This is a genomic window from Methylobacterium sp. P3_A11 (assembly GCF_056403155.1).
Map to the genome: position 1 here is coordinate 1 of NZ_JBFUGA010000140.1, position 12304 is coordinate 12304.

Here is a 12304-nt window from a genome sequence, read left to right on the forward strand (position 1 = left end):
ACCCTCAGGTGCATGAATGGGATGCCACCTTCGATCCGTATATCCTCACGGTGAAGGTTCGTTAGCTCGGCTATCCGGGCACCGCTGTAGGCCGCGAGCCAAGGGCACCATCGGCGGGCTGCACTATGGGCCGGGTTACGGGCGTCTAGCATGACCCGTGAGGCCGCCAACAGGATTGCCGCTATCTCACCTTCACGGAACGTCCGCTCGCGTTGTGGAACGATCCTGGGCTCATCCAGCGATATGCCGGCCGCCGGGTTGGACGACAGGATCTGACCGGATGACCGACCCACACCCCATCGAAACACCGAACTGACAGCTACCAGATCGTTCTTGTTGATCGCGCGCGGGCTGATGCCTTCCCGGTCTCGCCGATGCTCCGCCCATGCGAACACGTCATCGCCAGTCAGGGTCCGAGCATCCCGGCCGTTGGCGAAGGCTTCAAACGACCGAATGCTCCCACGGTAACGCTTAATCGTGTTGGGAGCCCGCTTGTCCGCACGATCCGTCGCCCATCGGTCAAACAGGTCCCCAACGGTCAAGGTGGGGCTGGTGATCGTGACGGGGGAGGGGGCCGCGGTCGGATCACCGGCAGGAGCGCCGAGAGGAACAGCTAACAGGCGAGGTTCAATCAGTGTGTCGGATTGGGCACACCCGCGTTCGACGTTCCAAATCCGCTTGAGGGCACCATCGGCTATGGCGTGCCGTGACCGTGCTTCCCGAGCCTCTTTGGTTCTCAGGGACGCTTGGATGATGGGTCCGACCTTCACGCAAGCCGAACCCTCACCGATTGGAAGGGACACGGTGTGACCCTTCAACCTTGCGGCAAGATCGACCGGGGTGCGCTGGCGTAGGTAGTAGACCCCAGATTTAGGGTCTCTCCAAGGTTTCGCGAGCCTGAGAGACAATGTGTGAGACCGCTGTGTAAGAGTGCGGTCATCGTCAGAGGGTCGCTGAGCCCTAACCTACTGTAATCGTTAGGGAGATACTGGTGCTGCGAGAGAGGATTGAACTCTCGACCTCTTCATTACCAATGAAGTGCTCTACCACTGAGCTACCGCAGCAGGTGGCCGGGTCGCCCCCGCGGGGGGCGTGTCCATCCGGCCGAGTGGGGCCATAACGGATCGCCGCCGCGTTGGCAACGCCGTGTTGCGCTTCCGTGCGCTTTACGTGCGGGCCGCGGCCCGGATGAGGGCGGCCAACCCCGGCTCGGAGACCGCCTCGGCGGCATCCGACGGGGTGAACCACCGGAGTTCCCGCTGGCGCGCCTCGGGAAAGTGCTTGAGCTGCTTGCGCACCTCCAGGGGAAAGACCTTCACCTGACACAGGACGACGTCGAGGTTCCGGAGGCGCTTCTGGTAGAGGTACAGGCCGATCGGACGCTTGCCGACCGCACCGCGCAGGCCCGCCTCCTCGTAGGCCTCCCGCGCAGCCGCCTCGAACGGCTTGCGGCCCTTCATGGGCCACCCCTTCGGGATGACCCAACGGCGGCTTTCCCGCGACGTCACCAGCAGGATCTTCGGATTCCCGTCCCGCCCATGCCGGAACGGCAGGGCGCCGACCTGCCGGCGCGGCTCGCCGTCCTCGTCGTACAGGGTCACGGCCGCACCGCGCGAGGCGGCATGCAGCCCGGACCCGGCGGACTCGACGGGCACCGGAGGCGCAGGATGGGCTGGTGGATGATCGGATCCTCGGTCGACGGTTCTACGCCTACGCTATACGGCAGGTCGATTACTTCAACTGCCAGTAGACACATGGCACGCCTTACCCGTGACCGCGGGACATGCCTGTCATGCGCGGTCCGTCTCGTCGGCCCCCGGCACCCCGATCAGCCGGTCCTGCGCACCGTGCGTTCCCCCGGACCGGACGGCGGCAGCGCCGCGGCTGCCATGCCGACCGAGACCGGATCGGCGCCGGCCGTCTTGGCTTCAGCCGCCTTCGCCGGCAGCACGGTGGGCACGGGCACGGCCGTCCCCGGCCCGGCGGAATGGGCGCCAGCGGCCGATGGGGAGACCGGTGCAGAGACGGTCGGAGCCGCCGGGACGATCGGGGTCATCGGGACCGTTGGAGCCGCCGGCACCAGGACGGGCGCGGTCGGCTCCGATTCCGGCTCGACCGCCGGCGCAGCGGCCAGTGTGTTCGGCGGCTCGCGCCAGGCGAAGGCGTCGAGGCGTCCGGTCACCGGCGAGACCGGTGCCCAGGTCTCGGAGGCAACGCCGTCGGCGATCCACAGGGGATCGCGGGGTGCGCGCGCGGCGCGGGCGAGCCATTCCCGGGCCTGACCGGAGGCGGCACCGTGCTCGGCTTCCTCGATCGCCGCCATCATCAGGCAGGCGCGGGCGGTCGGGCGGTCGGACAGGAGCGGCTTCACGGCCTCCCGCGCACGCTTGAAGTCCCGTGCGTCCAGGGCAGCCTGCCCCAGGGCGAGCCGGGATTCCGGATCCCAGACGGACAGCTTCGCCAGCACCTCGGCGCGCGCGAGGCGATCGCGGACGGAATCCCCTGTCCGCAGGCCGAGATAGACCTTGGCGAGGTCGGGATGGGGGTTGGCCTTCCAGGCCGCCTCGACGATCCGCGCCGCCTTCTTGAAGTCGCCGCGGCGGGCGAGGAGCCGGCCTGCGATGCAGGCGGCCGGCACGAGTTCGGGGGCGAGCTTGACCGCCTGCAGGACCCGCTCAGCCGCGAGCTCGGGCTCGCCGGCCTCGCGCTCGCCGGCGATCGCGGTCAGCAGCACGGCCCGCTGCCGACGGGCGCTCGCCTTGTCAATCAGGCCGAGGGAGGAGCGCCGCTCGATGGTCTCGAGGGCCGCGGCCCAGTCACCGTCGGCGCTCTGGGCCTCCAGCAGCGCCTCGTTGGCCCAGGTGACGCTCGGAGCGAGGCGGGCGGCCTCGGTGGCGTAGGCGCGGGCGGCGGTCTCGTCCTCGCGGCGCCGGGCCTCCACGAACAGACCGCGCAGGCCCAGGACCCGGGTCTCCGGATCGTCGACCATACGCTGGAAAGCGCTCTCGGCGGCATCCCGGTCACCGGAGATCTGCGCCGCCTGCGCCTTCAGCAGGAGGGTCAGCGGCTCGGTGCCGAGGAGACGTTCGGCATCGCTAGCGTAGCGCCGGGCCGCCAGGGGATCCCCCGAACCGACCGCCACCATGCCGCGGGACAGGGCTGAGAGGCCCTTGGCCCGGCGCCGCTCGGCGGAGCCGCGCACCAGCGCCTCCGGCAGGCCGATCACGCCGCGCACGATCGCCCAGAGTATTCCCAGGACGATCGCCGCCGCGATGACGCCCACGAGGGCGACCGCGAGGCTGGTACCGATCTGATAGCCGTTCCAGACGAGGGTGACGGTGCCGGGCCGGTCGGCGATCCAGACCGCCCCGAAGGCGGCGAGTGCGAGCAGGGCCAGGAAGGCGAGGGCGCGCCACATGGGATCAGTGTCTCCTGTCGGCGGCCGGCGGATGGCCGTCGCGGGGGGCGGGAGGAGCGGAGCGCCTGCGCGTCCGCCCGGAGAGGTTGCAGCCGCGCGGCGCGCGGCGGGAGGCCGTCACCCGACTAACGCCCGGGGGCGGCCGGTGCGGCCTGGGATGGGGTGGCTGCGCCGACCGGCAGGGCCTTGAAGGCGGTGTCGAGGAGCGTGCGCGCGGCCTGCTCGGCCTCGGCGCGCGCCTTGAGCGTGGCGCCGAAATCGCCCGCCTGATCCCGCGTCTCGGCCGGGAGCGCCGCGAAGGCCGCCTCCGCCGCCGTCAGGTCGCCGCGGTCGAGGGCCGCCTGGACCTTGCCCTCCGGATCGTTCGAGGCCTCCGGAGCGGGCGCGTCGGCCTTGCGCACCTGCACGAGGCCGTCGGCCATGCTGAGGAGCTTGGAGCGGAAGTCACCGGTCTCGGCTGCGGTCTTGGCCCGMTGGGCCTGCCGCCGGGCCGCGATGCGCCCGGCGATCGGCCGGAAGGTGTCGGCGAGATCGGACGCAGAGGGGGCACCGCCCTCGGCGAAGGGCGCGAGGGCCTTGGCCTGCGCCTCGGTCCCGGGATCGAGCTTGCGCAGGGTTGCCAGCGGCTCGGCATAGGCCGTGCCGGAATCGAGGGCGGCCGCGACGCGGTCGGCCACGACGATCCGGAGCGCCGCCTGGACGGTGGTGGCCTCGGCGCGCTGCGACACGCTCTTGTCCAGGGCGGCGATCTGATCGGCCTGCGCCTTCAGTTGCCGGTCCACCGCCTTCGCGGCCTCCGCGGCCTGGGTCTGCCCGGCCTCGGCGGCGGTGCGGCTCGCCTGGGTCGCGGCCTGGACGGCCTCGGTGGCCGCCTTCACCCGGGCGTCGAGGGCCTGCTGCAGCCCATCGAGCCGCTGCCCCAGCGCCGCGTCGGCCTCGGCATTCGCCTTGGTCTTCTGCTCCATTTCGCTCTGCAGGGTGGCGACCTTCTGGGCGGCGTCCTCGGCCGCACCCTTGTTGGCACCGGCCTCCTCCACCGCCTTCAGCCGCGCCTGGAGATCGGCGATCTGCTTGGCGTTGTCGGACTTGCCGCTGTCCTGGACGGCGCCGAGCTTCGAATCGGCCGGCTGGTCGCGGCCCGGCTCCTGGCCGGGCTCCTCCTGGAGCGCGGCCACCCGCTGGTCGAGGCTGTCGAGGCGGGCGATCAGGTCCGCCGGGACGGCCTGCGACGGGCCGGTCGTCTGACCCTCCGTCGGCGCCGCCGCCGGCGCGGCGCCGGCCTTGTCCAGCGCCTGCTTGGCGCTCGTTTCCGTGGCGGCGAGGCGCTTGTCCAGGGCCGCCAGCGCGTCGCGCGGGGCAAGCCCGTCGACGCGCTTGTCGAGGGACGCGACCTGACTGGACAGCCGCTGGTCCAGGGCGTTCAGGCGCGGATCGGGACCGATCCCGGCCTTCTCGGCGCCGAACAGCAGGCCCGCACCGATGAGGCCGCCGAGAAGCCCGGCAGCCGCGATCGAGCCGAACCCGGCGCCGCCGCGGCCGGACGGTGACGCCGCGCCACGTGCGGGGTCGGCCGCGGTCGCCGTCGGGGTCGGACCCTTCGGCGGCTCCCGGCCGTCCTTTCCGGCCTCCTTGACCGGCTCCCTGCCGGCGGCCGGTGCATCGGGGATGCGCTTGGCCTTCAGATCGATGATCGGACCGGCCGTGACCGCGCCGGCAGCCGCCGCCCCCGCGGCACCCGTGGCGGGTCCGGCCGGGCGGGCGCCGGTCTGGGTGCCCGAGCCCGGCTGTCCGGGCTTGGTCGGATCGGGCGTGCCGGGCGCGACCTTCGCTCCGGGCGCCCCCGAGGCGGCCGCGGAGGCCGTCGACGCGGTGGAGGCCCCTGACTTGGCAGCGTCGGACGTTCCGGACTGGCCCATCTTCGGCGGCTCAGCCTTGGAAGGCTCAGCCTTGGACGGCTCGATCTTGGACGGCTCGGCCTTCAGGCCATCGGGCTTGGCTGTCGACGGTTGGGCGACAGGGCCTGTCGAAGGCTTCGGGCTCTCGGTCCCGGAACCGGGCTTGGCCGCGTCGGCCGTCGTGCCAGGCTTGGCGGACACCACGGGCTCGGTCGCCGGCTTGGGCGGCATCCCGGTGACCGATCCCTGCGGCGCCTTCGCGGCCTCGCCCAGGCCCGGTGCAACCGGCTTCGCGCCACCCGTGGCGGACGCCGAGGATGCGGAGGTCGACGCGGTGGACGCCGACGCCGTGGCCGACCGGGGCTGGCCCGCGGACGGGATCGGCTGCCCGGGCCTGCCGGGAACGGCGTCCGGCTTCCGGCCGCCGGATCCGGGCTTGTCGGCGTCGCTGGGTGGTGGCGTCACGGGCAAGTCCTCCAACGTTTTCGGCGTCGCCGCGCCCCCCTAGCACCGCGGCGGCGCCGGGCGCGAGGGCGAGATACGGCGGCCCGGCCTCCCTGTCACCGCATCGGCTGGCCCGGCGGCGGTGCGAGGGCGTCGAGCAGGTCCGTTTCGCGCGGACGCGCCGCGACGAAATGGACCGGAACGCCGGCCGCTTCCAGGGGTGCCGCGACATCCGGCGATAGGCAGTAATGCCTCAGGCGGCGGAAAGCTCCGCCGTGCCCCGATCCTTCCGCGAGGGCGAGGGCGATGGCGGCGCTGCGCCGAGAGTAGTGGAGGGCGGCGTCGAGGCGTCCGGCGGCGAGTTCACCGCCGACGCTCTCCGGGAGGTGCCGCAGCGCCTCGGCCCGATAGGCCACGAAAGTGGTGACCCCGAATCCGGCCGCCGTCAGCGCCGCCGCCGGTTCCGGCTTGCGCTCGGCCCCGGTCGCGTGGAGCAGGGATTGGCCCGGCGGCAGCGCGTCCGCCACCAGGGCGGCGAGGCCGGAGGCAGCGCCCGGCCCCTCCCGCACGGGACCGAGGCCGGCCTCCCGCGCCAGGGCGGCCGTCCGCGCGCCGACCGCGAAGACCGGCAGGCCGCGTAGGGCGGATACACCCCGGAGCGCCGGCACCGCGTTGGCGCTGGTGAGGAGCAGCGCGGCGAAGGGTCCCACGGGCGGCGCCACGCCGCTCGGCTGCACCACGAGCACCGGCGCCACGAGCGGCGCATGACCCTGGGCCAGGAGGGCCGCTCCGGTCCGCGTCGCGCCGGGCTCGGGGCGGGCCACCCAGACGCGCATCGCTCAGCCTTCGAGCGTCAACCGGACGCCGTGATTCGCCTCGGCCCCCGGAGCGAGCAGACGCTGGGCATCGCGCTCGGCCAGGGGACCGGAAAAATCCGCCCAGTCGGCGTAGCCGGTCCAGCATTCGAGCGACAGGAACGGCGCCGTGGGCTTGGTCCAGACCGCGAGATGGGGGAAATCCTCCATCTCCATGTGGATCGCCCGTTCCGGGCCGGTTAAACGCATCCACCGGCTGCGCGCGTTCCGGAACACGAAGGCCTCGGTGAAGATCGCCGGATCGAGGGGCAGCGTGTCGCCGGCGAGAGGGATCGGCTGCTCCGCCCGCAGCAGGAGGCCGCCGGGGCCGACCTGGGGGGCGAACGGCCGCTCGGCGTGCTCGAACGCCACCGCGTAGCCGCCATCCCGGGCGCGGACGCCCCCCGCGAAGGGCCAGGGGAAGGCCGGGTGGAACCCGAGGGCGTAGGGCAGCGGGACGTCGCCGGGGTTGGCGACCCTGACGTCGAGATCGAGGCCCGCCGGGCGGACCCGGGCGGTCACGTCGAGCCGGAACGCGAACGGGTAATGCGCCCGCGTCTCAGGCCCGTCGGTCAGGCGCAGGGTCACCGCGTCGGCGCTCTGGGTCACCACCGTGAAGGGCAGGTCCCGGGCGAAGCCGTGCTGGGCCATCGGGTAGCGCTCGGACCCGACCTTCACGTGCCCGCCGGCCGAGGCGCCGACCACCGGGAAGAGCCAGGGGGCATGGCGGTTCCAGTGCGCCGGGTCGCCACTCCAGAGATACTCGGTGCCCCCGACCCGCCAGGACACCGGCTCTGCCCCGTGGGTCGCGAGCGTCGCCGTTGTGCCGTCCGCGGCGGTCAGTTCGATGCGCTCGGTCACGGTGATCTCCCGGTCTGTCTCGGAGGGCCGAGGTAACGGAGGCGGCGTCGGGCGCAAGGGGTGGGCCTCGGGAGCGTTCACGCCGCCGTGCCGAGCCCGGGGAGGACCGTCTCGGGCGGACCGGAGGTGACGAGCCGCCCCGCCTCCAGCACGTGGACTGCGTCCGCGCCCTCAAGGGTCGACAGGCGGTGGGCGATCAGGATCAGCGTCCGCCGGCCCGACAGGGCGCGCAGCGCCCGCATCACCGCGGCCTGCGTCTCGTCGTCGAGGGCCGAGGTCGCCTCGTCGAACACGATGACGTCGGGGTCGTGATAGAGTGCACGGGCGATGCCGAGGCGCTGGCGCTGGCCACCCGACAGCCGCGCCCCGCGTTCCCCGACCCGCTCCCCGTAGCCGTGCGGCAGCGCCGTGACGAAGTCGTGGGCGCCGGCGAGCCGCGCTGCCCGCTCGACGGCGGCGAGGTCCGGCCCGTCGAGGCCGAGCGCGATGTTCTCCGCCACCGTGCCGTCCACCAGGAACACCTCCTGCGGGACGTAGCCGATCCGGTTCTGCCAAGCGGGCAGGGTGGCGGTGTCGAGGGGCCGACCGTCCACGGTGATCCGGCCCGTCCCCGGGTTGAGGACGCCCAGGATGAGGCCGGCGAGGGTCGACTTGCCGGAGCCGGTCCGGCCGGCGAAGCCGGTCGTGGTGTTGACCGGGATCGTCAGATCGATGCCCGTCAGCGCCGGCCGCTCGGTGCCGTAGTCGAAGCCGACTCCCTCGAGCCGGATCGCCCGGGCGAAGGGCAGGCGCTCCGCGGTGCGGGGCAGGGGCGCCCGCTCGCCGGCGAGTTCGTCGACGATCACCCGGACCGCCGGCAGGGTGAAGCGCATCAGCGCCACCGAGGTGAAGATGTTCTGGAAGGCCGGGAGCATCCGGTAGCCCGCGAAAGCGAAAAGGCCGAGCAGCGGCAGGATACCGGCGACGTCGAGTCCCTGGGCCAGGGCGAACAGCACCACCACGATCACCCCGCCGAAGGCCAGGGCCTCGATCACGAAGCGCGGCATCTGGCCGGTGAGCTGGCTCGCCGCCGTGGCGAGGGCGTAGGCGCGGGCCGGGGCATCGAACCGGGACGCGAACGCCTCCGCGCGGCCGTAGAGCTTCAGCTCGGTGAGCGCCCCGAAGGTCTCGTGCACGATCCGGAACCGCGCCTCGTTGTCGGCCACGGTGCGGCTGCCGAGCCGGGCGAGCCGGGCGCGCATGACGAGGTAGATCCCGACATAGAGCCCGCCGAAGCCGCCGCCCAGGATCAGCGCGAGCTGCGGCGCGTAGGCCAGCAGGAAGGCGATCACCGCGAGCGCGGAACTCGCCCGCGAGGCGAGCACCGTGGCGGGCGTGAGCGCGCCGATCACCAGACGGTCGGTCTCGGAGAGCACGTTCTTGGCGAGTTCGGCGCTGTTGCTCCGCGTGAAGAACAGCCGCTCCCGGTCGAGGTAGCGGAACAGCAGCCGCCGGCTGAGGCTGTAGCCGGCCAGATGGGTGAACCGGAGCTGCGCGTAGGTCAGACCGGCATTGACCAGGGCGGTGACCAGGATCGCCGCGAGGGCCGCGCCGCCGGTCACCAGCAGGAAGCCGCGCTCGTCGGTCAGGCCGAGGACGGCCCGGGCCTGGGCGAGGTAAGGGATCCGGGTCGCCGCCGACGGATCCCCGACCAGCGTCAGGAACGGGATCACCGAGGCGACGCCCACCACCTCCAGCAAGGCCGCCACCGCGAGACCGAGGGCGATCAGGCCGAGGCGTCGCCGGTCGGGCGCCCGCAGGGCGCGGACGAGGTCGATCAGCGCGCGCATGGCGTCGACGGGTTCGGCGGGGCGGCTGGCATGACCGGGCCGGGCTTAAGCGCACCGTCCCGGCCTGTCCACGCCGGGCTCAGCCGAGCTTCTTCAGGGAGCCGAGGTCCACGTCGCCGTTCTGGCTGGAGAAGGTCAGCGACGTCCCGGCCCCATCCGCCTGCGCGACGCCGCCGATCCGGTGATCGCCGCTGTCGTAGGTGGAGACCTGCCCGTCGCGCTCGATCAGCAGCCGGTGCTGGTCCGGGAAGAAGGCGTACTTCATGCCGTTCTGCGCGCCGCTGGTCGAGGGATCCCCGAGGTCCTTCGGCCACCAGGGCTCCACGCCCTTCATCGGCGTCATGGGCTTCATGGGTTCCATCGGCTTCATCGGTTCCATGGGCTTCATCGGTTCCACGAAGCGTCCTCCTGCCTGGTGCGTGACAGGAGGACGCGGCAGGGCGGGAAGGGTTGCACGACATCCCGCGCCGGCATCGGGTCACAGCGCCGGGCGCCCGGGCGTCGGCCGCTCGCGCACCTGCCCGTCGAAGCCGACATGGAGCTGGCGTTCGCGCCCCTCCCGGTCCCTGGCGGCGACCTCCCAGTGCCGCGGGCCGCGGCCGGTGATGCGCACGTCGCTGTAGCCGGCCGCCTGCACGGAGGCCGCCAGGGCGGCCGGATCGGGCTTCGGCCCGAAACCGAGCCGATCCTTGGCCCAGTCGAGGCTGCCCGTCGGCGGCGCGCCGGCCGGCCCCAGGAGGATCGTCCGCCCGTCCCCGTGGGTCAGGACCCGGGCATGCAGGAAGCCCGTCTCGAACCGGCCCTGGACCGTCACGGTCTCGCCCCTGGCGACGAGGCCGCCGCCCTCGCCTTCGCGGCCGGTCTCGACCAGGGCCCGGCCGGTCCCATCCTGAACTACGAACTTGTTGCCGAAGATCTCGGCGACCTCGCCCTTGACGGCGGTCGCCCCGGACGGGGCCAGCGACTGGATCGCCACCGGCGCCACGGGGGTCGGCTGGAACGCCGTGCCTTGTGCCAGGGACAGGCCCACGGCGCCGAGCATCAGGGGCGCCGCCACCGCGCCCACCACCCAGGTCCGGCGGGGGATCGCGGTCCGCCGCGGGCCGGAAGGGCCGGCGGCTGGCCCGCGGATCTCCTGAGCCGTGCGGTCGATGGTCTTGTCGTCGGTCATGATGTGTCACCTTTGAAGAGTCCGGACCCGTTCGATCCGTGGCCCCTTCGTAAGGACGGGCGGCCAATCCGGCCTGAACCGCCCGGTTCAGATCCGGTTAAATCGGCAGCGCCAGAGCGCATTCCGTGGAACTCTTGCGGATTCAAGGGCTTGGCTCGGGACTCTCATGCCGTTCGACCGATCGGGATCGCCGTGGCCAAGGGGACGGGTGACTTGAGGACACGGCCCTAACACCCGGCCCGGACTGCGTTTCGGCCCGAGACGGGATCGTTCCGCCGGACCCGAGGCTGGAGCAGGGAGAGCGGACGGGTGAAGATCCTGCTGGTGGAGGACGACGCGGCGCTGGCCGCCGAGGTGGCCAAGGTCCTGCGCGCGGAGAATTTCGTGCTGGACCACGCCGCCACCGGCGAGGACGCCCAGCATCTCGGCGAGACGGAGGGCTACGACGCCGTCGTCCTCGACCTCGGCCTGCCGAAGGGCGACGGCGTCTCGGTGCTGCGGGCTTGGCGGGCGGCGGGGCGGACGCTGCCGGTGCTGGTGCTCACCGCACGGGATGGCTGGAGCGACAAGGTCGCGGCCTTCAAGGCGGGCGCGGACGACTACCTCGTCAAGCCGGTCCGGGTGGAGGAGCTGGTGATCCGGCTGCGCGCCCTGGTGCGCCGGTCGCAGGGCGGCGGCGCCAGCCGGATCGCCTGCGGTCCGCTGAGCTTCGACCCGGGGCTCGGCGCCTTCGAGCACGACGGGCTGCCGCTCAAGCTCACCGGGCTCGAATGGCGGGTCCTGTCCTGCCTGATGCTCAACCGCGAGACCGTGGTGCCGCGCCCGCACCTGATCGAGCGGGTCTACGAGGGCGACGCGGACGTGGATTCGAATTCCGTGGAGGTGATCATCACGCGGCTGCGCAGGAAGATCGCCCCGGCGCGGATCGAGAGCGTGCGCGGCCACGGCTACCGGCTGCACGCGGATCCCGCCTGATGGCCGGGGGGACGCCGCGGCGCTCGCTCCGCACCCGCCTGCTCGTCGCCGCCCTGGCCCTGGTTCTGGCCGCCCTGGTGGTGGCGGGCCTCGCCATCGGGCTGATCCTGCACCGGTTCGTGCGCGGTCAGCTCGACGGGCGCCTCGACTCGCAGATCGTCGCGCTCAGGGCCGGGCTCGAGGCCGGGATCCTGCCTCAGGACCTCGATGCGCCGCCCTATGATCGGCCCGGCCCCGGCTGGGCCTGGATGATACGCCGCGGACCCGAGACGATCCGCTCCGGTTCGTTGCGCGGCGGTGACATCCGCCTGTCGGATCCGGGGCCGGCGGACGATCCGGACCGCCCGCACCCGGCCTCGGCAACCGGTCCGCGGGGCGAGCCCCTCGTCGCCCGGGTGCTCACGGTGCCGGGACCGCAGCCCGCGACGATCCTGGTGGCGGCGCCGGAGGGGGAATTGCGCGGGCCGCTGCGCGAGGCGCTGACGAGCCTCGCCCTGGCCCTCGGCATCCTCGGCCTGTGCCTGCTCGCCGGATTGGCATTCCAGGTGCGCCTCGGCCTCGCGCCGCTGACGCGCCTGGGCACCGACCTCGCGGCGGTCCGGGCCGGCCGGCGCGAGCGGGTGCCGGCGGACCAGCCAGCCGAGATCGCGCCGGTGGTGGCCGAACTCAACGCGCTCCTCGACCAGAACGCCCAGAACCTGGAACGCGCCCGCGGCCACGTCGCCAACCTCGCCCACGCCCTCAAGACGCCGCTCGCGACCCTGTCGATGGCGCTGGCCGAACCGACCCGCGACCCGGACGGGACGCTGCGGCGGCAGGTGGACGACATGGACCGCCGGGTGCGCCACCACCTGCGC

The 12304-nt window shown here is 73.0% G+C and carries 11 protein-coding genes, 1 tRNA gene and 1 pseudogene; 3 read left to right on the top strand and 10 right to left on the bottom strand.

Annotated features, from left to right (window positions below; translation table 11 throughout):
• The 5 genes from AC1DXK_RS27810 to AC1DXK_RS27830 form a co-directional block, all read right to left on the bottom strand.
• Positions 1-542: tyrosine-type recombinase/integrase (locus tag AC1DXK_RS27810; RefSeq protein WP_477299510.1), on the bottom strand; the 542-nt coding region annotated here is incomplete at its 3' end.
• Positions 543-989: 447 nt separating this feature from the next.
• A tRNA-Thr gene (locus tag AC1DXK_RS27815) sits at positions 990-1064 on the bottom strand.
• 102 nt (positions 1065-1166) lie between these two features.
• Positions 1167-1601, bottom strand: a complete 435-nt coding sequence (locus AC1DXK_RS27820; RefSeq protein ID WP_457106338.1) for an NUDIX hydrolase — start codon at positions 1599-1601, stop codon at positions 1167-1169.
• A gap of 227 nt (positions 1602-1828) precedes the next feature.
• Positions 1829-3418 (bottom strand): heme biosynthesis protein HemY, encoded by a 1590-nt coding sequence (locus tag AC1DXK_RS27825; protein ID WP_457106330.1) that lies wholly within the window; start codon positions 3416-3418, stop codon positions 1829-1831.
• Between the two features lie 125 nt (positions 3419-3543).
• Entirely contained in the window at positions 3544-5514 is a 1971-nt protein-coding gene (locus AC1DXK_RS27830; protein ID WP_477299511.1) for a translation initiation factor 2, read from the bottom strand.
• Between AC1DXK_RS27830 and AC1DXK_RS27835 the strand changes: the two genes are divergently transcribed.
• Positions 5504-5821: a hypothetical protein gene (locus AC1DXK_RS27835; RefSeq protein ID WP_457106328.1), complete on the top strand. Its 318-nt coding sequence runs from the start codon at positions 5504-5506 to the stop codon at positions 5819-5821. The two genes, AC1DXK_RS27830 and AC1DXK_RS27835, sit on opposite strands and share 11 nt — an antisense overlap.
• Before the next feature lie 52 nt (positions 5822-5873).
• On the opposite strand, the gene AC1DXK_RS27840 is transcribed toward AC1DXK_RS27835, so the two are convergent.
• From AC1DXK_RS27840 to AC1DXK_RS27860, 5 genes are all read right to left on the bottom strand, one after another.
• Complete coding sequence (locus AC1DXK_RS27840) at positions 5874-6593, bottom strand: uroporphyrinogen-III synthase (RefSeq protein WP_457106327.1); 720 nt, start codon at positions 6591-6593, stop codon at positions 5874-5876.
• A gap of 3 nt (positions 6594-6596) precedes the next feature.
• The gene (locus tag AC1DXK_RS27845; protein WP_477299512.1) at positions 6597-7472 is read right to left on the bottom strand and encodes an aldose 1-epimerase family protein; all 876 of its coding nucleotides are present in this window, start codon (positions 7470-7472) and stop codon (positions 6597-6599) included.
• A 77-nt stretch (positions 7473-7549) separates the two neighbouring features.
• Complete coding sequence (locus AC1DXK_RS27850; RefSeq protein ID WP_457106325.1) at positions 7550-9301, bottom strand: ABC transporter ATP-binding protein; 1752 nt, start codon at positions 9299-9301, stop codon at positions 7550-7552.
• 79 nt (positions 9302-9380) lie between these two features.
• Positions 9381-9689, bottom strand: a complete 309-nt coding sequence (locus tag AC1DXK_RS27855; protein ID WP_457106337.1) for a hypothetical protein — start codon at positions 9687-9689, stop codon at positions 9381-9383.
• Positions 9690-9779: 90 nt separating this feature from the next.
• Positions 9780-10472: a DNA-binding protein gene (locus AC1DXK_RS27860; RefSeq protein WP_457106324.1), complete on the bottom strand. Its 693-nt coding sequence runs from the start codon at positions 10470-10472 to the stop codon at positions 9780-9782.
• Between the two features lie 309 nt (positions 10473-10781).
• On the opposite strand from AC1DXK_RS27860, the gene AC1DXK_RS27865 reads away from it, so the two are divergent.
• On the top strand, positions 10782-11447 hold the full coding sequence (locus tag AC1DXK_RS27865) for a response regulator transcription factor (RefSeq protein ID WP_457106323.1): 666 nt from the start codon (positions 10782-10784) through the stop codon (positions 11445-11447).
• Positions 11447-12304, top strand: a pseudogene (locus tag AC1DXK_RS27870) (sensor histidine kinase); the annotation flags it as partial. The gene AC1DXK_RS27865 and the pseudogene AC1DXK_RS27870, both read left to right, overlap by 1 nt.

Excerpts from the sequence above, each read along its gene's own strand:
- AC1DXK_RS27855 (WP_457106337.1), bottom strand. The coding sequence starts at position 9,689 with ATGAAGCCCATGGAACCGATGAAGCCGATGGAACCCATGAAGCCCATG.
- AC1DXK_RS27850 (WP_457106325.1), bottom strand. The coding sequence starts at position 9,301 with ATGCGCGCGCTGATCGACCTCGTCCGCGCCCTGCGGGCGCCCGACCGG.
- AC1DXK_RS27825 (WP_457106330.1), bottom strand. The coding sequence starts at position 3,418 with ATGTGGCGCGCCCTCGCCTTCCTGGCCCTGCTCGCACTCGCCGCCTTC.
- AC1DXK_RS27860 (WP_457106324.1), bottom strand. The coding sequence starts at position 10,472 with ATGACCGACGACAAGACCATCGACCGCACGGCTCAGGAGATCCGCGGG.
- AC1DXK_RS27840 (WP_457106327.1), bottom strand. The coding sequence starts at position 6,593 with ATGCGCGTCTGGGTGGCCCGCCCCGAGCCCGGCGCGACGCGGACCGGA.